At 72.0% G+C, this 18,557-nt stretch carries 22 protein-coding genes; 10 read left to right on the top strand and 12 right to left on the bottom strand.

The genetic code is table 11. The annotated features are described in order from the left end of the window. Positions 1-15: 15 nt before the first annotated feature. Positions 16-984, bottom strand: a complete 969-nt coding sequence (locus tag Aiant_RS44035) for a hypothetical protein (RefSeq protein ID WP_189330567.1) — start codon at positions 982-984, stop codon at positions 16-18. 118 nt (positions 985-1,102) lie between these two features. On the opposite strand from Aiant_RS44035, the gene Aiant_RS44030 reads away from it, so the two are divergent. Then, positions 1,103-3,103, top strand: coding sequence for a SpoIIE family protein phosphatase (locus Aiant_RS44030; RefSeq protein WP_189330566.1), 2,001 nt, complete (start codon positions 1,103-1,105; stop codon positions 3,101-3,103). A 339-nt stretch (positions 3,104-3,442) separates the two neighbouring features. Here Aiant_RS44030 and Aiant_RS44025 read toward each other — a convergent pair whose 3' ends face one another. Continuing rightward, on the bottom strand, positions 3,443-3,649 hold the full coding sequence (locus Aiant_RS44025) for a helix-turn-helix transcriptional regulator (RefSeq protein ID WP_229830011.1): 207 nt from the start codon (positions 3,647-3,649) through the stop codon (positions 3,443-3,445). Between the two features lie 345 nt (positions 3,650-3,994). On the opposite strand from Aiant_RS44025, the gene Aiant_RS44020 reads away from it, so the two are divergent. Then, entirely contained in the window at positions 3,995-4,369 is a 375-nt protein-coding gene (locus Aiant_RS44020; RefSeq protein WP_189330565.1) for a hypothetical protein, read from the top strand. Between the two features lie 88 nt (positions 4,370-4,457). On the opposite strand, the gene Aiant_RS44015 is transcribed toward Aiant_RS44020, so the two are convergent. Continuing rightward, on the bottom strand, positions 4,458-5,606 hold the full coding sequence (locus Aiant_RS44015) for a monooxygenase (protein WP_229830010.1): 1,149 nt from the start codon (positions 5,604-5,606) through the stop codon (positions 4,458-4,460). 232 nt (positions 5,607-5,838) lie between these two features. On the opposite strand from Aiant_RS44015, the gene Aiant_RS44010 reads away from it, so the two are divergent. Further along, positions 5,839-6,762, top strand: coding sequence for a cation diffusion facilitator family transporter (locus tag Aiant_RS44010; protein WP_189330563.1), 924 nt, complete (start codon positions 5,839-5,841; stop codon positions 6,760-6,762). Between the two features lie 44 nt (positions 6,763-6,806). Then, positions 6,807-7,232 (top strand): inner membrane protein YiaA, encoded by a 426-nt coding sequence (yiaA, locus tag Aiant_RS44005; RefSeq protein WP_189330562.1) that lies wholly within the window; start codon positions 6,807-6,809, stop codon positions 7,230-7,232. Here yiaA and Aiant_RS44000 read toward each other — a convergent pair. Together Aiant_RS44000 and Aiant_RS43995 are read right to left on the bottom strand one after the other, a co-directional pair. Then, on the bottom strand, positions 7,220-7,783 hold the full coding sequence (locus tag Aiant_RS44000; protein ID WP_189330561.1) for a GNAT family N-acetyltransferase: 564 nt from the start codon (positions 7,781-7,783) through the stop codon (positions 7,220-7,222). The two genes, yiaA and Aiant_RS44000, sit on opposite strands and share 13 nt — an antisense overlap. A gap of 530 nt (positions 7,784-8,313) precedes the next feature. Beyond that, the gene (locus tag Aiant_RS43995; RefSeq protein ID WP_189330560.1) at positions 8,314-9,309 is read right to left on the bottom strand and encodes a cation diffusion facilitator family transporter; all 996 of its coding nucleotides are present in this window, start codon (positions 9,307-9,309) and stop codon (positions 8,314-8,316) included. 69 nt (positions 9,310-9,378) lie between these two features. Here Aiant_RS43995 and Aiant_RS43990 point away from each other — a divergent pair, with 69 nt between their 5' ends. The 5 genes from Aiant_RS43990 to Aiant_RS43970 all read left to right on the top strand — a co-directional run bounded on the left by Aiant_RS43990 (position 9,379) and on the right by Aiant_RS43970 (position 11,446). Continuing rightward, positions 9,379-9,696 (top strand): hypothetical protein, encoded by a 318-nt coding sequence (locus Aiant_RS43990; RefSeq protein WP_212846839.1) that lies wholly within the window; start codon positions 9,379-9,381, stop codon positions 9,694-9,696. Between the two features lie 9 nt (positions 9,697-9,705). Continuing rightward, complete coding sequence (locus tag Aiant_RS43985; RefSeq protein WP_189330558.1) at positions 9,706-10,044, top strand: ArsR/SmtB family transcription factor; 339 nt, start codon at positions 9,706-9,708, stop codon at positions 10,042-10,044. Between the two features lie 81 nt (positions 10,045-10,125). After that, positions 10,126-10,704 (top strand): DUF2975 domain-containing protein, encoded by a 579-nt coding sequence (locus Aiant_RS43980; RefSeq protein WP_189330557.1) that lies wholly within the window; start codon positions 10,126-10,128, stop codon positions 10,702-10,704. After that, entirely contained in the window at positions 10,704-10,934 is a 231-nt protein-coding gene (locus tag Aiant_RS43975; RefSeq protein ID WP_189330556.1) for a helix-turn-helix domain-containing protein, read from the top strand. Before Aiant_RS43980 ends, Aiant_RS43975 begins: the two co-directional genes overlap by 1 nt. Before the next feature lie 71 nt (positions 10,935-11,005). Beyond that, positions 11,006-11,446: a hypothetical protein gene (locus Aiant_RS43970; RefSeq protein WP_189330555.1), complete on the top strand. Its 441-nt coding sequence runs from the start codon at positions 11,006-11,008 to the stop codon at positions 11,444-11,446. Here Aiant_RS43970 and Aiant_RS43965 read toward each other — a convergent pair. Genes Aiant_RS43965 through Aiant_RS43950 form a run of 4 tightly spaced genes read right to left on the bottom strand, consistent with a single transcriptional unit; the run spans position 11,419 to position 13,902 of the window. After that, entirely contained in the window at positions 11,419-11,769 is a 351-nt protein-coding gene (locus Aiant_RS43965; RefSeq protein WP_189330554.1) for a DUF952 domain-containing protein, read from the bottom strand. The genes Aiant_RS43970 and Aiant_RS43965 overlap by 28 nt on opposite strands. A 59-nt stretch (positions 11,770-11,828) precedes the next feature. Then, a complete protein-coding gene (locus Aiant_RS43960) occupies positions 11,829-12,731 on the bottom strand; it encodes a PDR/VanB family oxidoreductase (protein ID WP_189330553.1) in 903 nt (300 codons plus the stop codon). Next, entirely contained in the window at positions 12,728-12,886 is a 159-nt protein-coding gene (locus tag Aiant_RS43955; protein ID WP_189330552.1) for a hypothetical protein, read from the bottom strand. Before Aiant_RS43955 ends, Aiant_RS43960 begins: the two co-directional genes overlap by 4 nt. After that, positions 12,883-13,902, bottom strand: a complete 1,020-nt coding sequence (locus tag Aiant_RS43950) for an aromatic ring-hydroxylating oxygenase subunit alpha (RefSeq protein ID WP_189330551.1) — start codon at positions 13,900-13,902, stop codon at positions 12,883-12,885. Before Aiant_RS43950 ends, Aiant_RS43955 begins: the two co-directional genes overlap by 4 nt. 74 nt (positions 13,903-13,976) lie before the next feature. Between Aiant_RS43950 and Aiant_RS43945 the strand changes: the two genes are divergently transcribed. Beyond that, on the top strand, positions 13,977-14,798 hold the full coding sequence (locus tag Aiant_RS43945) for an IclR family transcriptional regulator (protein WP_189330550.1): 822 nt from the start codon (positions 13,977-13,979) through the stop codon (positions 14,796-14,798). On the opposite strand, the gene Aiant_RS43940 is transcribed toward Aiant_RS43945, so the two are convergent. Genes Aiant_RS43940 through Aiant_RS43930 form a run of 3 tightly spaced genes read right to left on the bottom strand, consistent with a single transcriptional unit; the run spans position 14,732 to position 18,473 of the window. Next, on the bottom strand, positions 14,732-17,173 hold the full coding sequence (locus Aiant_RS43940) for an FtsX-like permease family protein (protein ID WP_189330549.1): 2,442 nt from the start codon (positions 17,171-17,173) through the stop codon (positions 14,732-14,734). The two genes, Aiant_RS43945 and Aiant_RS43940, sit on opposite strands and share 67 nt — an antisense overlap. Next, complete coding sequence (locus tag Aiant_RS43935) at positions 17,170-17,895, bottom strand: ABC transporter ATP-binding protein (RefSeq protein ID WP_189330548.1); 726 nt, start codon at positions 17,893-17,895, stop codon at positions 17,170-17,172. Before Aiant_RS43935 ends, Aiant_RS43940 begins: the two co-directional genes overlap by 4 nt. Further along, the gene (locus Aiant_RS43930) at positions 17,892-18,473 is read right to left on the bottom strand and encodes a PadR family transcriptional regulator (protein ID WP_189330547.1); all 582 of its coding nucleotides are present in this window, start codon (positions 18,471-18,473) and stop codon (positions 17,892-17,894) included. The genes Aiant_RS43935 and Aiant_RS43930 overlap by 4 nt, the downstream gene beginning before the upstream one ends. Between the last annotated feature and the right edge of the window lie 84 nt (positions 18,474-18,557).

The raw sequence follows: 18,557 nt of genomic DNA, 5'->3' as shown, positions 1-18,557 counted from the left end.
CGCCGGCCCGGCCGGTCAGCAGAGACGCGGCAGGACGTCGGCCCACCCGGACAACTCGGCGCGCAGGCCGGCCGGGATGTCCGGGGTGGCAAGCTGATTCGCCGCGGCCAGCAGCGCGCGGGTGAGCTTGGAGCGGCGCACGTCCGCGGGGGTGAGCTCCCGCCAGGCGGTGGGCAGCGCCCGAGCCGCTTCACGGGTCAGCGGCAGCACCGCCAGGCACCGGCGGATCAGCCGGTCCGGCGACGGGCGGCCGAGCGGTGTGTCGGCCGCGCACCGGGCCACCATCAGGGCCAGCTCGATCTCCGGCACCGGTGCCTCCTGACCGAGGAGCCAGTCGTGGAACGCGGCTGCCTCGTCGGCGTACGACGGGTGTTCCCCGGCGACCGTGTGCACGGCGGCGTGCGCCATCCGGAACCACTCGGCGCCCGGCTTCGACCGTCGTGTCGCCTGGTTCACGACGGCCGCATAGACACTGCGGTGGACGGCGTGGAACGCGGCGCGATCGAAGGGCCCGCCGAGCGCCAGCCAGTCCGCGGCGGAGATCTTGGCGAGGTGACCGCGCGGCCAGCGGCGGCCGGTGTCCCGGCCGTTCACGACGGCCTGCGAGCCCGACTCGGCGACCCGGAAGTAGCGGTCCTCCAGCCCGGGCTGCGGCTCCGGCACGATCTGATAACCCAGCCGGCGCAGCTCGTGGGCGATCGGGCGCCACTTGAGCGGCTTCGGCATCCGGTGCAGCTGACCCATCAGCAGCGTGCCGTGCCAGGGCGCGCCCCGGTGCTCGCGCTCGTAGTACGCCTCGAGCAGGCCCCAGTCGCGCAGGAGGTTGCCGGAGAAGTCCAGGATGCCCTCGTCGCCCGGCGGCCCGATCCGCTGCTCCAACTCGGCCGGCCGGTGACCGGGCGCAACGCCACGCACCCGCCCGGTGGCCAGCAACTCCAGGGTCAGCTCGGTCGCCTGCGCACGATCGCGTGGCCGATATCCCACGCCGGCAGCGTAATGACTGGGGGCTACGGACAAACGACCCGGCGCTGCCCGGGCCGCTGACCACCCTGTCACCGTGTCGGGAAAGCTCCATCGGCTGGCACTCGGCTATGTTGATGTCATGTCGCAGGTGGACCCGGACGACCATGCCACGGCGGTGCGTCTGGTCGGGGAGCCCGCCGACGTGGTCGCGGCGTTCGACGAGATGCCGGTGGGCCTGGCCGCGATGGAGGGCCCGGAGTTCCGCTGGATAGCGGCCAACGCCAGCTACCGGGCGGCTTTCGACCGCGAGGAACTCGTCGGCGTCACGATGCGCGACGGCCTCCCGGAGATGGCCGGCCAGTACCTGTTCGAGATGGTGGAGGGCGTGTACGCCTCGGGCGAGCCCGTGATCGCGAACGGGTGGCGGGCTCAGGTCGAGATAAACGGCGAGCTGCAGGACCGTTTCTTCGACTTCCAGTTGCACCCTCGACGCCGGCCGGACCGCACCGTTCACGGCATTCTGCTGCAGGTCATCGACGTGACCGAGCGGGTGCGGCAGGCGCAGGCGGCGGAGCAGGCCGCTGCGGAGGCCGAGCAGCGCTATCGAGTGGCCCGGGATGTGGTCGTCGAGTTGCAGCGGGCTCTGCTGCCGTCGCGGCTGCCGGTGCTGCCACAGGCCGCGGTGGCCGCGCGATACCTGGTGGCCGGTGACGACCAGGCGGCGGGAGGGGATTGGTTCGACGTCACCGCCCTGCCCGACGGCACGCTCGCGTTGGTGGTGGGCGACGTGGTCGGCCATGGCGTGGCGGCGTCGGCGGTGATGGGGCAGGCCCGTGCGGTGTTCGACGAGTTGCTCGGCGACACCGGCGACCTCCGGCACGCCCTGGAGCGCATCGACCGGCTGGCCGCGCGATCGCCGAGCCTGAGGGCCACGACATTGTGCGCGGCGGTGCTGAACCCTCGGACGGGTGGACTCCGCTACAGCACCTGCGGTCATCCGCCACCATTGGTCATCGCCACCGACGGATCCACGCGATACCTGAGCCCCTCCGGTGGCGGACCGCTGGGCACCGGTTCCCCGCAGACCATGGCCGAGGACACGCTGCGTCCCGGCGAGGTCCTGATGCTTTACAGCGACGGCCTGATCGAACAGCCCGGCAAACCGCTCACCGCAGGCATGCAGACCCTGGCCACAGTGGCCGGGGACGCCGTGGCGAACCGGGCGCTGCGCAGCACCGAGTCGGCTGTCGAGCGGGCCTGCCGGCAGACGATCGAGCTGATCACCCGGGTCGGCTACGTCGACGACGTCACGGCACTGGCCGCGCAGATCACCGCCGAACCGGTGCGACCGCTACGTCTCGAGCTGCCCGCCGCGCCCGGCGCGGTCACCCGGATCAAGACCGAAGTCCGCGCGTGGCTGCGACAGGTCGACCCGAGCCCGCGCGATGTCGACCAGATAGTCCTGGCCGTCACCGAGCTGGTCGCCAACGCGATCGAACACGCCTACCCACCCGGACAGCCGGGACCCGTCCGGATCGAGATCGACCTCGGCGTCGACGGCGTCCTGACCCTCACGGTCGCCGACGAGGGGATATGGGACGAACCCGGGACGACTCCGCCCAGCCTGAGCGGACGCGGCCTATGGCTGGTGGGAGCGGTCCTGGACGATGTGTCGATCGCTCACCCCCCTCGGCCGGTGGCTGACGCCGCCGGTGTCGCGCCCAGCGGCACTGTGGTCACGGCGCGGCACCGGCTTCACCGTCCGGCGTTGCTCTCCGCCGAGCCGAGCGCGACGCCGGACCGGAAGACCGTGGTGACCTTCTCCGCCGAACTCGAAGAAGGGCAACCGCGGAGGGTACGCATCACCGGTTCTGTCGATATCGCCTCCGCCGAGGAGTTCACCGACCGGCTCAGCGCGGCCAGCCGCGGCGGGGTCTTTCCGCTCGTCGTCGATCTGACCGATGCCGACGTGCTGGCCAGCGCCGGTGTCAGCGCGCTGTTCCAGGCCCGCGGCCAGCACGCCACCCATGGGCACGCCCTGACCATCGTCGCCCGCGCGAGCAGCGTGCCCGCCGACGTCCTCGACCTGGTCGGTCTCACCCACACGGCCCAGTTGCCCCAGGATCACGACGGCAGATGACCGGTGACCCGGGTCCTCGACCGGCGGATCGACCCGGGCAAGGAGGCCGAACTTGGCAGCCTGGGTGACGATGCCGGGCGCCGCGTCGCGGATCTCGCTGAGGGTGGTGCTCAGTCGCCCTCGAAACGGGACTCGAGGCCGCGTAGCGGACAGCCGCGCGCATCCTGGGGTCGGAGCACCCAGTACTGCCGGCCTCCTGGGGCGGGATGCTGAGCAGTGCGGTCAGCTCGGGCTGGTGCGGATCGGCCCACGCGAGGCGCGGGTCGCGGCGTGGACGGCGAGGGGTTGATCGCGGGCGATGCCCTGCACGCGGCGATCGTGGCCGGGGCGCGGTCGGGATCAGGCGCGGACGGGCTGCGTGCGGTGCAGGCGGATCCAGTCCTCGACGTCATCGGCGAGCCAGACCCGGCCCTGCTTGAGCTCGGCGATCGGCTTGGGGAAGTGGGTCTTGGCGGTGAGTTGGTTGATCCGCTGGCGGCTCAGCTCGCCGCCGAGACGGATCTGGATCTCATGGGTGCCCATCAATCGGTGCTTGGCTTTCTTCATGCAAGCGACTATAGGCACAGAGCAACCAGGTGAGTACCCCGCGAGGCTAAGTTTTGCGGAAATTTGCTGTGCGCGCGCCGCCTGAGATGTCTTGTCGCGCGGCCAGATGCCCAATGACCAGCGAAATTCTGGTCCGCGGCGTGCCCGTATCGACCGTCACCGTTTCGGGTGACCTCGGGGCGATGCGTCGCGGGCGGTTACGGCCGCGGTCGAATGCGGAGACTATCGGATGAAAGCCCGAAAAGGAGCGCATGCCTGAAACATCCCGATTATCGGGATTGGTAGCTTTTCGGCGGCCGGGCTTCGGCCCGGCCGTCTCGTCCTACCCGATCACCTGGAGAAGCAATGCTTCGTCGAGTCATCCGATCCCTGGCAGTCCTGTCCTGTGCGGGCACCTGCGCCGCGCTCGGCACCGGCCCGGCCGCTGCCGGGACGCCCACGCACCTGGCGGTGAGCTGCACGGGAAGCACCGCTACGTCCGTGAGCGCCACGGGCGTCACCGTCAAGGGCTCGGCGACCTGCACCGGCCCGGTCAATGCGAGCCTCGCCACCACGTACACCGTCGCCGGTGTACGTGCCACGGTGACCACTGTGGTCCCGCTGGTTTCCGGAGCCACGCAGGTCAACGTCACGGTGCCGGTGGTGGGCGTTTCGGCCGCCTGCTCGGTCCTGACGAACGTCGCCACCGGCGCGACCATCGCGACGTCGTGCAGCGTCTGAGCCCGAACAGGCCGCCTCGCCGGTGACAGCGGTACGACGTTGGCCGCCCCCGAGCGCGGCCAACGTCGTACCGAAAGAGGGTTTGGAATCAGGCGGCCGGAGCGGTGACCAGGATCGCCAGGCACATCTCGTCGCTGGTGCCCTCTCCCCAGACGACGTAGCGCGGGGGCAGCTGCTGGAGCTGGGGGAGCAGCTTGCGCAGTTTGGCGTCGTGGGTGCAGGTGACCCGGACCGTGTCGCCGGCCTTGACCGGGATCGGCTTGGCCAGCGGGACCAGGGCCTGGTTGTCGAAGTTGTACTGCGGGACGTCCAGGATGGTCTGCGCGCCGGGCTTGCCCGGGTTGAGTTCGATCTTGATGGAGCGGCCCAGCAGGTGCATGTGGCCCGCGGCCATGTAGATCGTGCCGGCCGCCTCGACCGGCTGGTCGCAGTGCTGGGTGTTGCCGGCTGTCACCTTGCCGTTGCTGCACCCCTGGATCAGATGTTTCTCCTGCTCGCCGGCGTCCTCGCCGAATCGGCTGGCGACGTCGGCGATGGCGGCGTCGCGGTCGCAGAGCGGGCCGGACTCGCCGGTGGCGCAGGGCAGCTCGATCGGGGCCGGGAACAGGTCGGTGGAGAGCGGCTTGAGCGGGCTGGTGGCGGTGGCGACGCGTAGCTTGATGCCGGACTGGTCGGTCTGGCCGGCTGCGCCCGGGTCGAGCAGGTTGTAGTGCACCTGCATGACCAGTTTGCTGCCGGGCGGCATGTCGAAGCCGAAGCCGGACGGCATCAGCGTCTCGCCGGCCCCAGGCGCCCAGTGCGCGACCCAGGCGGTCTGACCCTGCACGCCGGCGTCACCGAAGCAGGTCCAGCCCTCGCCGGGGGTCTGCTCGTCGACCTTGGCGGCCTCGGTGGCCTGCTGCGGGTCCAGGCGGTAGAAGATCGCATGGTGCACGATGGCGGCGTTCTGCGGCTGGAACTGGCTGCCGGTGAGGTAGGCGTTCTCGGTCAGACCGGGGTCGACCACGAAGCAGCGGTAGTCGTCGGTGCCGCCGTTCGGCGCCTTGGGGGTGTAGGGCTGGGGGAGCGCCAGGTCGACGAATCGCTCGCCGGAGCGCAGGCCGGTGGCCGGCGGCGCGGAGCCGGCGGTGTGACCGGAGTGCGGGTTCGAGGTGGCCGGCGCCGCGACCGGGGTGTCGGTCGTGCCGCAGGCCGCGACCAGCAGCAACGCGGCGGCGGGAATCAGGACTCGCTTCACAGTGCCCTCCGTGGGTGAAGTGGGCCGATGCCGAGTGAGCACAGCCTGCGCCGTGCGAGCTGAGCCCACCCTGAGCGGCCTTCGAGACATCCGGAATCGTCCCGATTCGCCATTGGTGATCACATCCGGGATGTCCCGGAGACTGTCCCGGAAGGGAAGGTAGTGACATCGGTCAAATCGGGTATTTGATCTTCCTGGCATAATGGGTGGTCTTGCTTCGAGAGAGGAACTGATGGCAAGCGAAGGCAGTACCAAGGCCGTGGTGACCGCGCTGAGCGCCAACTTGGCGATCGGTGTCTCGAAATTCGTCGCCGCGGCCATCACCGGCTCCGCGTCGATGCTCGCCGAGGGCGTGCACTCGGTCGCGGACTCGACCAACCAGGTGCTTCTGCTGGTCGGCGGCCGCCGCGCCAAGCGGCCCGCCTCGGCCCTGCACCCGTTCGGCTACGCCCGTGAACGCTACGTCTACGCGTTCATAGTGGCCATCATCCTGTTCAGCCTGGGCGGTCTGTACGCGGTCTACGAGGGCTATCACAAGATCATCGACCCGCATCCGCTGGAGTCGCCGCTGGTCGCGGTGATCGTGCTGGTGATCGCCGCAGTGCTGGAGGGCTATGCGCTCAAGACCGCGGTCGGCGAGGCGAACCGGGTGCGCGGCAAGCGCAGCTGGTTCCGGTTCATCGTCCGCACCCGCAACCCGGAGCTGCCGGTCATCCTGCTCGAGGACAGCGGTGCCCTGCTCGGGCTGCTGTTCGCGCTCCTCGGCGTGGGGCTGAGCGTGGCCACCGGCAACGGCGTCTACGACGGTGTCGCGACGCTGCTGATCGGTGTGCTGCTGGTCACCGTCGCGGTGGTCCTGGCGGTGGAGACGAAGAGCCTGATCATCGGTGAGTCGGCGGTGCCGGAGCAGCTCACCGCGATCGAGAAGGCGCTGCTCGCGTCGCCCGGGGTGCAGCGGGTGATCCACCTGCGGACCATGCACCTGGGCCCGGAGGAACTGCTGCTGGCCGCCAAGATCGCGGTCGGTGAGCAGGACGAGGGCCGGGACATCGCGGCGACCATCGACGACGCCGAGGCCCGGGTGCGTGCCGCGGTGCCGACCGCCAAGGTGATCTACCTGGAGCCGGACATCTACCGGCCGGGCGAATCCGCCTGATCGGCCGTGCTGTTCATGGCATACCGGATAACGTCCGGTATGCCATGAACTATCAGCCACCGCCCGCCGCGCCGTCGTCGCAGCCGCTGCGGCCCACGCCCGCCTTCATCGGCGCGTCCTGGGCCGCCCTCGCGGTCGGCGTCGTGTCCTACGGGGTCGGGCTCTGGAACGCCGACATGACCAAGAGCGAGAAGGGCTTCTACGCCGCGACGCTGCTGCTCGGCCTCTTCGGCGCGATCTCGTTGCAGAAGTCGGTGCGCGACCAGGCGGAGGGGATGCCCGTGTCGGCGCTGTACCTGGGGCTGGCCTGGGTGATGGTGGCGCTGTCCCTGATCATGCTGGTGATCGGCCTGTGGAACAGTGGCATGCAGCTCAACGAGAAGGGCTTTTACGGCCTGGCGTTCACGATGTCGCTGTACGCGGCGGTCGCGGTGCAGAAGAACGTCCGGGACATGGCTTACCGCCCCTGAGCGAGCACCCAGATTGGGATCGGGTCGGTGGCGGAGGCGATGACCTTCCAGCCGGCCCGCTCGTACATCCGGACGTTGCCCTCGGTGGCGGTCTCCAGGACGGCCGGGAGACCGGCGTCGGCGGCGCGTCGCAGGCCCTCGGCCATCACGGCGTGCCCGAGGCGGCGGCCGTGGTGGTCCGGGTGGGTGCCGAGGACCCCGAGATACCAGTACGGCTCGGTGGGCAGCAGCGCGTGCATCATCCGGTCGTAGGCGTCGAGCCGCTCCCGCACGTCGGCCGGCATGCTCGGCGCCGGCACGGGGGTGACGGCACCGGTGGCCGGCGGCTCCCAGATCGCGACGGCGTTGCCGCCCTCGGCGACGTAGACGGCGCCGAGCCCGACCCGCTTGTCGAACAGGTAGCCGAAGAACGCCGCGGCCTGCTCCGGGTAGGCGTCGTCGCTGGGGAAGAACCACCGGATCACCGGGTCGGTGGCGAAGGTGGCGACCAGCGACTCGACGATCTGCGGGCGGTCGGCCGGGGTGGCCACCGCGATCTCGGGAGTAGTCACAATGCCACCCTATCCATCGTTGATCTTGGCTTGCGCTGACCACCCGCGGACAGTGAGACATCCCCTGTGCCAGGGGCGTCAAGCGGCCTGGCCCGATCCCGCGCCTGCCCTGGGGCGCTGAGCACCAGCCGGGGAGTGTCCGGCTGGTCCTGGTGGCCCTTTCCGGGGCTGGGATAGGGCGCTGGGGGCCAGCCGGGGAGTGTCGGGCTGGTCCTGGTGGCCCTATCCGGCCATGGGATAGGGCGCTGAGGGCCAGCCGGGGAGTGTCGGGCTGGTCCTGGTGGCCCTATCCGGCCATGGGATAGGGCGCTGAGGGCCAGCCGGGGGTGTCGGGCTGGTGCTGGTGGCCCTTTCCGGGAGTCGGATAGGGCGCTGGGGGCCAGCTGGGGGTTGATCTCCGGGACCAGCGGCGGACAGTGAAGAGGGCGGCGATTGGTTTGGACGCGTCAGCGGCCAGATCGCCGGCCTCGGCCCGCGCGGGAGCATGCGGTCTGCACCCCGGCGGACCTGCGTAAATAGAGAATTTGATCTCAGGGTGTCGCGCCGATGCGGGCGTGCGAGATGCGCAGGTGGTGCTCCGCGCCGGGGTAGGTGTCCGGGTCGACGTGGACGGTCGCCTCGGTGAGCCGGGGGACGTGGTGGGTGAGCTGGTGCTCGGCGTCGGCGGCGATCTCGTGCGCGGCCATCAGGCTCAGGTGCGCGTCGACCACCACGGCGGCCTCGGCGTGCAGCCGGTGCCCGACCCAGCGCATCCGCAGCGCGGACACGTCGCGCACGCCCGGGATCAGGCGCAACGCCCGCTCGGCGTGGTCGACCAGGTCCGGATCGACCCGATCCATCAGGCGGCGGTACACCTCGCGGGCGGCGTCCTTGAGCACGAACAGGATCGCCGCGGTGATCAGCAACCCGACGACCGGGTCGGCCCAGCGCCAGCCGAGCGCCGCGCCGCACGCCGCGAGCACCACGGCGAGCGAGGCGAAGCCGTCGGTCCGGGCGTGCAGGCCGTCGGCGACCAGGGCGGCCGAGCCGATCCGCCGGCCGACCGCGATCCGGTAGCGGGCGACCAGCTCGTTGCCGGCGAAACCCACCACGCCCGCCGCGAGCACCCAGGGCAGATGGGTCATCGCCTGCGGCTCGACCAGGCGGCGCACGGCGAAGAACGCCGACGCGGCTGCGGAGGCGGCGATCACCAGGACGATCGCTACGCCGGCGAGGTCCTCGGCACGACCGAAACCATAGGTGTACGCCCTGGTCGCGGCCCGGCGGCCGAGCAGGAAGGCGATTCCTAACGGTACGGCGGTCAGGGCATCGGCGACGTTGTGCAGGGTGTCGCCGAGCAGGGCGACGGAGCCGGAGAGGGCGACGACGGCGGCCTGAACTAAAGCGGTCAGCGTGAGGGCGGCCAGGGAGATCCAGAGGGCGCGCATCCCGGCGCGGGAGGACTCCAGGGCGTCGTCGACCTTGTCGGCGGTGTCGTGCGAGTGCGGCGTGAGCCGATGCCGGATCTTGTGCCACGCGTCGCGCATCGAGCCGGTGGCGCCGTGCCCATGGCCATGCCCGTTCCCGTGGCCATGTTCGGCCCCATGCCCGGGCCCATGGCCATGTCCGTTCCGGTGCTCGTGCTCGGGCCCATGCCCGGCCCCATGGCCATGCCCGTTCCCGTGGCCATGTTCGGCCCCATGCCCGGGCCCATGGCCATGTCCGTTCCGGTGCTCGTGCTCGGGCCCATGCCCGGCCCCATGGCCATGCCCGTTCCCGTGGCCATGTTCGGCCCCATGCCCGGGCCCATGGCCATGCCCATTCCCGTGCCCATGCTCGGCCCCATGCTCGGGTTCGTGGCCGTGCTCGTGCCCGTGCTGGTGCGTGGCCATCGCTGCTTCCCCCGTCTTCTCTTCTTCCCGGCACGCCCATAATATGTGCTCATGCGCGCACGCGACAACGTTGCAGATGCCAGTGACCTGCAAAAACACCCTTCAGGCGACACCATCGCCGTGGCAACGACCATGCTGTCGATGCTCGCCGACCCCACCCGCCTGCGCCTGCTCGCCGCCCTGCTCCCCGGGGAGCGGGACGTGTCCGCGCTGACCGCCGCCACCGGTTCGGCCCGCCCGGCGGTCTCCCAGCACCTCGGCAAACTGCGACTGGCCGGCCTGGTCCGGGTTCGCCGCGAGGGCCGCCGCCAGGTGTACGCGGTGTCCGGCCCGCACATCGCCCGCCTGGTCATCGAGGTCTTGCAGGTGGCCGAGCACCCGTCGCGATGACCCTCGGGCTGCCGTAAGGGTTGACAGACCGCCACTCCTTATCGATTATCAATATATCGACTATCGATAAGGAGTTCAGCGATGACCCTTCGCCGGCCCGACTGGCTCGACGAACTGCACGGGTTGCTCCTGGTGGCGCTGATCGCCGCGGGTCTCGGCACGGTCGTCGGGGTGGTGGCGCTGCTCTCCGGCCAGTCCATCGACGCCGAGGTCGCCGTGACCGGTGCGGTGACGCCCGACCTGCCGTCCGGGATCGCCCTCGGATCCTCGGTCGGTGTCGAGATCCTGCATCCGTCGGCGGGCCAGGTGGCGTGGGCCCTGACCGGGATGCTGCCCCGGCAGGTGTTGATCCTGGCGACGCTGGCGCTGCTCTGGCGGGCGGTGGGTCAGGCGCGCCGGGCGGATCCGTTCGGGCCCGGCATGGCCCGGAGCTTCCACCGGCTCGGGCTGGTGCTGGTGCTCGGCGGCCCGGTCGTGTGGATCGTCGACTTCTTCGCCCGGACCCGGCTCAGTGACAGCGTGGGTGTCGGCGGGACCTATGCGGTGCTGGATTTCTTGGTGCCGCTGGCCTGGGGGTTCGCCGGGTTCGGGGCGTTCGCGATCGGTGAGATCCTGCGCCGCGGCCGGGCCATGCGCGTCGAGCTCGACGGGGTGGTGTGATGCCACCCGAGGACGAGCACCGGGTGGAGGTGCATCTCGACAAGCTTCTCGCCGAGCGCGGTCTGACCCTGACCGAGCTGGCCGACCGGGTCGGTCTCACCCTGGCCAACCTGTCGATCCTGAAGAACGGGCGGGCGCGGGCGATCCGATTCAGCACGCTGACCGCGCTCTGTGAGGTGCTCCAGTGCCAGCCCGGCGACCTGTTCACGGTGCGTGGCCCGGCCGCTTGATGGGGTCGGGCGGGATGGGCGGCACGATCAAGCGGCCGGGCCGCTTGATCGGATCGCGCAGGATGGGCGGCGTGATCGAGTCTCGTGGTGGCGCCGGCACGTCCTGGATCCTGTTCCTGCTCGCGCTGCCGGGTGCGGCCTGGTCCGTGTGGGTGGCACTGATCGCGTCCGCGCCGTTTTTCGGCGAGACCGCGACCGCGCAGGATCACGCCACCAGCGCCGCCGCGATGCTCTCCGGCGCGTCGCTGTGGCTGGTCACGGCGGCCTGCTCGGTGCTGGTCTCGCGCGGCGTCGCGGTCCCGGTCCTGTCCGGGATCGCGGCCGCCGTCTTCGCCGCCCTCTCCCTGGGCGTCGGCCCGCGCGCCCCGCTGAGCAGCGCCGACGAGGCCGGCTGGGGCGCCGCCTGGACCCTCCCGACCGGCTGGGTCGTCATCTGCTGGCTCCTGGGGGTCGCGGGCACCAGGGTGTACCGAGCGGTCGTCGCTCACTCCGGCAGCAGCATGCGGCCCTGATCGTCGCGCTCCACGGGAACGACCCGGCTCACGGCGCTCGCCGGCACCGGGCCGTAGATGTGCGGGAACTCGTCGGCGCCCGGCTCCATGGCCTCGTACTTGACCGGTGCGTCGAGGCGCTCGCTGTCGATGACCAGGACGACGAGGTCCTCCGTGGCGTCCCGGTAGACGAACTCGGCGACGCCACGCAGCTGGTGCGGCAGCGAGCAGTGGATGAAGCCCTGCTGCTCCAGCGAGACCCCGCGGGTGGAGGTGCGATACCAGCCGGTGGGGAGGGCGGCCTCCCAGGTCTCTCGTTCGGTGAGGTGAAGCAGTTCGGTCATGGCCCAGACGCTACTTGCCCTGGATTCTCCGGTGGCGAGCACGCCCGGCGGCGCCCCGATCAGAGGTCCAGCACCAGCCGGTCACCCGCGGCCCGGGACACGCAGACGAACATCGTGTCGTGCGCGTCTCGCTCGGCCGGGGTGAGCAGGCTGTCCCGATGATCGACCCGGCCGGCCAGGACGGTCGTCTCGCACGTGCCGCAGGTGCCCTCGCGGCAGGACGAGAGCACGTCGACGCCGTTGTCCTCGAGGACCTCCAGGATCGACCGGTCGTCGGGAACGGACAGGGTTCTGCCGGTGCGGGTCAGTTCGATATCGAAGCCCGTCCGCACCTTGCGATCGTCGCGTGGCGTGAAGCGCTCGACGTGCAGGTTCGGGCCGGGCCAGCGGGCCTCGGCGGCGAGCAGGAGACTCTCCGGGCCGCAGCAGTAGACCAGGGTGTCCGGGGCGTGCGCGCCGGCCAGGGCGTCCAGGTCGAGGCCGCCGTCGGGGTAGAACGTGACCTGGTCGCCGTACCGTAAGAGATCTTGTCGGAACGGCATCGTGGCCGCGCCGCGGCCCGCATAGTGCAGCTCCCAGGCGGCGTCCGCGGCGGCGGCGAGCATCGGCAGGATCGGGGTGATGCCGATGCCGCCGGCTATGAAGAGGTATCGCGGGGCCGGGCGCAGCGCGAAGTGGTTGCGCGGGCCGGACACCTCGACCTGATCGTTCGCGGACAGCAGGTCGTGGACGTGCCGGGAGCCGCCGCGGCCCCGTGGCCGCAGGCGGACGGCGATCCGCCAGGTCGTGCGGTCGGCCGGGTCGCCGCACAGCGAGTACTGGCGGGTCAGGCCCTCGCGCAGGTGCAGGTCGACGTGCGCGCCGGGCGCCCAGCCGGGCAGCTCCGCGCCGTCCGGGTGCCGCAGGTCCAGCGCCACGACACCGGCGGCGAGCTCAAAACGTCGGGTGATCAGCAGTTTCACGCGGGCACCGGTCCGCTCGCCGGGTGATCGGGGTGCGCCTGGAGCCACTCCCACATGGCGGTCGGGTCGTCGCCCTCGGCCTCGGCGCCGCAGTGGCAGCGCCCGCGCAGCCGGTCGGAGCCGGGCAGCCAGCTGACCCGCAGCAGTTTGCTCATCGGCCGGCCAGCTTGGCGATCATGCGGCGGGCGGCCAGGCCGCCGGTGTCGATGTTGATGGACAGCTCCTGGTAGCCGTCCGGCTCGGAGGCGATGACCTTCTCCAGGACGTTCAGCGCGGTCACGTCCTGGAGCACGACGGTCCGGTTGCTCTCCGCGAGGAAGTCGCTCACGCCCTGGTCGTCGAGGGCGAAGTCGCGGGCCACCGCCCAGAAGTCGTGGGTGGAGCGATCGGTCTCCGGGGTGATCGCGTAGACCACCTCGACGTGGAACGCGTCCGGGTCGGTGCCGTCGTCGTGGGGGAGCACCCCGACGGGCGCGATCCGGCTGTGCAGGACGTACAGGCAGGGCGGGGTGTACTCGATGTCCTGCCAGCGGGTGATCCGCCCGGTGATCCCGGTCGATTTGGCGTAGAACGGCGGGCAGGCGGCGTCGGCCATCCGCCGGGAGACGTAGACGATCCCGGCGTCCTCGTCGACCTCGGTGGTGATCGGGGTCTCGGCGACCTCGGGCGTGCCGATGTAACCGCCGTGCAGGTACGTCTCGTGCGACAGGTCCATCAGGTTGTCGATCAGCAGGCTTGCCCGGGCTTGCAGCGGCTCCATGCCGGAGACGACGGTCCAGCCCGGCTGGTCGAGCCAGGGGGCGCGGGGGATCCGGGTCGACGCGGCCAGGGCCGGGTCGCCGATGAAGACCCAGACGAACGAGTCCTGTTCGACGACCGGATAGGTCTTGAGGCGGGCGGTCCGCGGGACCCGGGTCTGGCCGGGCACGGCGACGCAGACGCCGTCGGCGCCGTAGGTGAAACCGTGATACCCGCAGACCACGGTGTCGCCGACCAGGTGGCTGGGCTGCTCGGCGAGCGGGAATCGGCGGTGCACGCAGCGGTCGGACATGGCGGTGACCGAGCCGGCCTCGGTGCGCCAGAACAGGATCGACTCACCGCAGACGGTGCGGGAGAAGAGGGTGCGGCCGATCTCACGGCCGTAGGCGGCGACGTACCACATGTTCTGCATGCCGGGAGTTTGTGACGTGGATCGCATCCAGGCATCGGGGGTTTCCGTAAGTCGGAAGGTGTCATCATCGGTCGATGGGGAACGGTGGGCGGCGTCCGGTGACCGGGCCGGTGCTCAGCCGGGCTTTGCGGATCTTCGAGGCGTTCGGGCCGCGGCACACCTCGCTGACGCTGACCGACGTGGCGCGGCGCTCCGGGCTGCCGCTGTCGACGGTGCACCGGCTGGCCGGGGAGCTGGTCGCGTGGGGTGCGCTGGAGCGGGACGCCGCCGGCTGCTACCGCGTCGGGCTGCGGTTGTGGGAGGTGGCCGCGCTGGCGCCGCGCGGGCAGGGGCTGCGCGAGCGGGCGTTGCCCTATCTGGAGGATCTGTCCCAGGTGACCCACGAGAACGTGCAGCTGGCCGTCCGGGAGGGCAACGAGCTGGTCTTCGTGGAGCGGATCGCCGGGAGCCGGGCGGTGCCGGTGCACACCCGGGTGGGTGGACGGTTCGCGCTGTCGGTGACCGGGGTGGGGCTGGTGCTGCTGGCGCACGCGCCGCGCGAGGTGCAGCAGGAGATCCTGGCGGCGCCGGTGGAGCGGTTCACGCCGTACACGGTGACGGATCCGCAGGTGCTGCTGCGGATGCTGGCCGACGTACGGACCAACGGCTTCGCGGTCAGCGATCGGCAGGTGACGGTGGACGCGCTGTCGGTGGCGGCGCCGATCCGGGACCCGCACGGTTCCGTGGTCGCGGCGGTCTCGCTGGTGGTGCGGTACGGCTCGTTCTCACCGCACGCACTGTCGCCGTTGGTGCGATCGAGCGCCCGGGCGATCTCCCGGGCGCTGGCGGATCAGTCCAGTGGCTGGCGGGCCAGCGCGTCCGGCTCCGTCCCGGCGAGCAGCCAGGCGCCGAGGTAACCGGCCACCGGCAGCCCGATCAGGATCGCGGCCAGCTGCGGCACCGGCACGTGGGTCAGCCAATGTGGATCCTTGTGGTGCCAGGCCAGCAGAGCCAGGTAAGCGCCCGCCGTCCCGAGCGCCGCCCCGAGCAGGGCCAGGGACCCGGCGGTCGCCCCCGTCAGCGCCCGCCGGGTCCGCCGCCGGGCACCGGCCGCCGTCAGCGTCCGCAGGTCCCGGGCCGTCTCGCTGCGGATCAGCCCGACCGTCATGGCCAGCACGCCGAGCGCCACCGCGATCCCGGCCGCGGTCGCATAGTCCGCCAGCCGCGCGATCTCGGCACCGGTCGGTCGGGACTCGACGGTGAGCCCGGCGGCCCCGGCGGCCTGGCGCGCCCGGTCGATGTCCGCCTGGCTCAACGCTCCCGGCGCCTGGACCAGCCAGCCGGCCGTGACCGGGGTGAGGTGCAGCGCCCGCACCGCGTGGCCGGTGATCAGTGTGGTGGGCAGCGACGGGTAGGCCGGCAGTGCGGCGTGCTGGATCTTCGGCCGCCAGGTGTCGCGCCGGCCGAGGGCCACGCGGTAACCGGCGAGGTCGGTGCGGGAGCTGACGATGTCGGTGTCGGACTCGATGCTCGCCGGGTCGATGCCGTATCGCTGGAGCAGCTCCGGGGTGGCCACGTACAGCAGCACCGCCTCGGCGCTGCGGTATTCGACACCCGTCCGCCCGTCACGCACCACCGGGTGCGGGATCGCCAGCCGGGCCGGCTCCCGTCCGCCGCCGTCCCTCATCTGCGGTGCGGCCGGGTCCACGGCCAGCTGGAGCGCCAGCGTGCCGGTGGCGTGCAGGCCGGCGCCGATCGCGGCGACCGGCGCCGTGGGCAGGGCGCCCGGCGCCGGCACCGACCCGTCCCGCCCGTCCGGGGACAGCCAGATCACCACCTGGTCGGCCGGCAGGTTCCCACCGGTCGGCGCCGCGGCCCTGGCCACCGAGACCGCGGCGCTCAGCGTGATCACCGCCGCGATGCCCACGGCCAGCCCGATCGCAGCGAGCGCCGCGCTCGACCTGGCCCGGTAACGGGCCAGGTCGCGCATCGCCAGCCGGGCCGCCACCGGGGCAAACCGGGCGAGTCGGCCGAGCGCGGCGATCCCGAGCGGCGCGAGCAGCAGCAGGCCCAGCGCGGTGGCGACCACCCCGCCGACGATGTACGCCGGTTTCACCTGCTCCGCCAGCACCAGCGCCCCGAGCCCGCCGGCCAGCACGACCGTCCCCGCCGCGGCGAACCGATGTGCCGGCCGGGGCCGCGCCGGGCGCGCCGACAGCGCGGCCACCACGGAGATCCGCGCCGCCGAGCGGGCCGGCCACCACGCGGCCGCGACCGCGGTGACGATGGCCAGCAGCACCACGGCCAGCACCGCGAGCCACGGCAGGTGGAACCGGTCGAAGCGGTGCCCGACCAGGGCCTCGGCCCGCGGGCTCAGCAGGAACCAGGCGATCACGCCGACCGCGGCCCCGGCCAGCCCGCCGGCCGTCCCGATCACCGCCCCGTCGGCCAGCAGCACCAGGCGCACGTGGCCGCGTGCGGCGCCGACCGCGCCGAGCATGCCGAGTGAGCGCAGCCGCCGCTGGGCGAGCACGGTGAACCCGGCCACCGCGAGCAGCCCGGCGAAGAACAGCCCGATCGTGCCGAGCAGCAGCACCACGACGCTGCCGTTGTCCGTCCCGTCGCTGCGGACGTCCACCGAGGCGCCGTCCGGGAACGCCGGGTCGGCCGAACCGACGCGGACCAGCACCGTCGCCGTCGTGGTCCCGGTCAGTTGCCCGGGCGCCACGAGACCGAACCGCTCCCGCAGATCGAGCGGGTTCTCCACCAGGCCGACCACGGTCCGGTCCTGCCAGGTCCCGCCGACCGGCACCCCGAAGATCCGTGCCACGTCCGCGGTGACCGCGACCTCGCCCGCGCCCTGCGGAAACCGCCCCCGGTCCAGCCGCAGCGTGGGTGCGCCGAACGGCCCGTGCGGATCCTGGGCGCGCAGGTCGATCGGAGTCACCGAGCCCGGCACCGGAACCTGCTGATGCTCGATCAGCTCGGCGGCCCCGAACGTGCCGCGCAGCCGGTCGACGTCGGCCGCCCGCTGAGCGCCGCTGCTGCTCAGCGAGACCAGGCGGTCGGCGGTGCCGAAGGTCGACGCCTGCCCGCCGTACGCATTGCTCGCCAGCCCCAGCCCGGCCGTCGTCGCCGCCACCGCCACCAGCAGCAGCGCCAGGATCAGCGACTGCTGCCGCCACTCGCGCCGGAACAGCCGCCACGCCCAGCGCACCACCGCCCGCCGGGCCGGCAGCCCGCCGCTGCTCCGGTCGAGCACCAGCGGCCGGTCCCGCACCGCGGTGCTCATCCCGCCGCCTCCTCGCTGAGCAGCACGTCCGGTCCCGGCCGCGCTCCGGTCCCGTCGACGATCCGGCCGTCGCGGATGAACACCACCCGGTCCGCCCAGGAGGCGAGCTGTGCGTCGTGGGTGACCACCACGACCGCCAAGCCGCGCCGGCAGGCGGTCAGCAGCAGCCGCATCACCGCCTCGCCGGTGGCGGTGTCGAGCGCGCCGGTCGGCTCGTCGGCCAGCAGCAGCCGCCGGTCGCCGACCACCGCCCGGGCGATCGCGACCCGCTGCCGCTCACCACCGGACAGCTGATCGGGGAAGCGGGCGGCCCGGTCGCCGAGCCCCAGCTCCCGCAAGGCGTCCAGGCCGGCGGTGCGGGCCTTGCGGGCCGGCCGGCCGTCGAGCTCCAGGGGCAGTGCCACGTTCTCCGCGGCGGTCAGGCCCGGCAGCAGGTTGAAGTCCTGGAACACGTACCCGATGGCCTGCCGCCGCAGGCGGCTCCGGTCGTCGCGGGACAGTCCGGAGAAGGCCAGCCCGCCGACCGACACCTCACCCGACGTCGGGGACTCGAGGGCGCCCGCGATGGTCAGCAGCGTGCTCTTGCCCGACCCGCTGGGTCCCATCACCGCGACCATGGTGCCGGCCGCGACGCTCAGGTCGACCTCGCGCAGCGCGTGCACCTCGTCGTCGCCGTCGCGGTAGGTCTTCGACACCTGCCGCAGCTCCAGCACGCCGCTCATCGCCGGACCCCTGCCCGGCGCCGCAACTGCGGCGCCGCCGGCGCCGAGGGAGGCGGTGGCGCGAGGGCCGCTCGCTTGATGCGGCCGTCCGCGGTGTCCAGCCACCGTACGACCGAGTCCAGCCGGAACAGCTCGGCGTCGACGGCGAGGGCCAGCGGCAGGTCGTGCTCGGCGTCCTCCTCCTTGAGCCGGGTCCACTGCTGCATCAGCTCGACGACGTGACGCCGGTGCGCCTGGATCACCTCGTGCACGTCCACCCCGGGCAGCCGGACCGCGATCAACACCTTGATCACCAGCTCGTCCCGCGGCGGCGCGCCCAGGTCGGGCGGCGTGCGCAGCCACCCGGCCAGCTCCGCGGCACCGCCGTCGGTGATCCGGAAACCCTTCTGCGGCCCGGGCTCCGCGTCGTCGTCGGACTGGACGAGGCCGTCCCGCTCCAGCCGCTGCAAGGTCTGATAGACCTGGCCGACGTTGAGCGGCCACACCTCCCCGGTCCGGGCCTCGAACTCCTCGCGCAGCTGAAGCCCGTATTTCGGCCCCTCGCTGAGCAGCGCCAACAGTGCGTGCCGAATGCTCACGTCGCCACCGTCCTCGGTCGGATGCTCAGTAGCATACTCGGTATATAGGCGCTGTCGAGACGTCCGCACCGGCCCTTGCTGGAG

The organism is Actinoplanes ianthinogenes, from assembly GCF_018324205.1.
In the GTDB taxonomy this organism is placed as follows: domain Bacteria; phylum Actinomycetota; class Actinomycetes; order Mycobacteriales; family Micromonosporaceae; genus Actinoplanes; species Actinoplanes ianthinogenes.
Note: the sequence above shows the minus strand (reverse complement) of the source record. Positions and strands in the feature narration are given on the sequence as shown.

What these genes read in the sequence shown, in the direction of transcription:
- Aiant_RS43965 (WP_189330554.1), bottom strand. Translation starts at nt 11,769, where the DNA reads ATGACCGAACTGCTTCACCTCACCGAACGAGAGACCTGGGAGGCCGCC.
- Aiant_RS43995 (WP_189330560.1), bottom strand. Translation starts at nt 9,309, where the DNA reads ATGCGCGACGCGTGGCACAAGATCCGGCATCGGCTCACGCCGCACTCG.
- Aiant_RS43980 (WP_189330557.1), top strand. Translation starts at nt 10,126, where the DNA reads ATGACCCTTCGCCGGCCCGACTGGCTCGACGAACTGCACGGGTTGCTC.
- Aiant_RS43935 (WP_189330548.1), bottom strand. Translation starts at nt 17,895, where the DNA reads ATGAGCGGCGTGCTGGAGCTGCGGCAGGTGTCGAAGACCTACCGCGAC.
- Aiant_RS43990 (WP_212846839.1), top strand. Translation starts at nt 9,379, where the DNA reads ATGGCCATGTCCGTTCCGGTGCTCGTGCTCGGGCCCATGCCCGGCCCC.
- Aiant_RS44010 (WP_189330563.1), top strand. Translation starts at nt 5,839, where the DNA reads ATGGCAAGCGAAGGCAGTACCAAGGCCGTGGTGACCGCGCTGAGCGCC.
- Aiant_RS43945 (WP_189330550.1), top strand. Translation starts at nt 13,977, where the DNA reads ATGGGGAACGGTGGGCGGCGTCCGGTGACCGGGCCGGTGCTCAGCCGG.
- Aiant_RS43975 (WP_189330556.1), top strand. Translation starts at nt 10,704, where the DNA reads ATGCCACCCGAGGACGAGCACCGGGTGGAGGTGCATCTCGACAAGCTT.
- yiaA (WP_189330562.1), top strand. Translation starts at nt 6,807, where the DNA reads ATGAACTATCAGCCACCGCCCGCCGCGCCGTCGTCGCAGCCGCTGCGG.
- Aiant_RS43955 (WP_189330552.1), bottom strand. Translation starts at nt 12,886, where the DNA reads ATGAGCAAACTGCTGCGGGTCAGCTGGCTGCCCGGCTCCGACCGGCTG.
- Aiant_RS44025 (WP_229830011.1), bottom strand. Translation starts at nt 3,649, where the DNA reads ATGAAGAAAGCCAAGCACCGATTGATGGGCACCCATGAGATCCAGATC.
- Aiant_RS43950 (WP_189330551.1), bottom strand. Translation starts at nt 13,902, where the DNA reads ATGCAGAACATGTGGTACGTCGCCGCCTACGGCCGTGAGATCGGCCGC.
- Aiant_RS43940 (WP_189330549.1), bottom strand. Translation starts at nt 17,173, where the DNA reads ATGAGCACCGCGGTGCGGGACCGGCCGCTGGTGCTCGACCGGAGCAGC.
- Aiant_RS44030 (WP_189330566.1), top strand. Translation starts at nt 1,103, where the DNA reads ATGTCGCAGGTGGACCCGGACGACCATGCCACGGCGGTGCGTCTGGTC.
- Aiant_RS43985 (WP_189330558.1), top strand. Translation starts at nt 9,706, where the DNA reads ATGCGCGCACGCGACAACGTTGCAGATGCCAGTGACCTGCAAAAACAC.
- Aiant_RS44020 (WP_189330565.1), top strand. Translation starts at nt 3,995, where the DNA reads ATGCTTCGTCGAGTCATCCGATCCCTGGCAGTCCTGTCCTGTGCGGGC.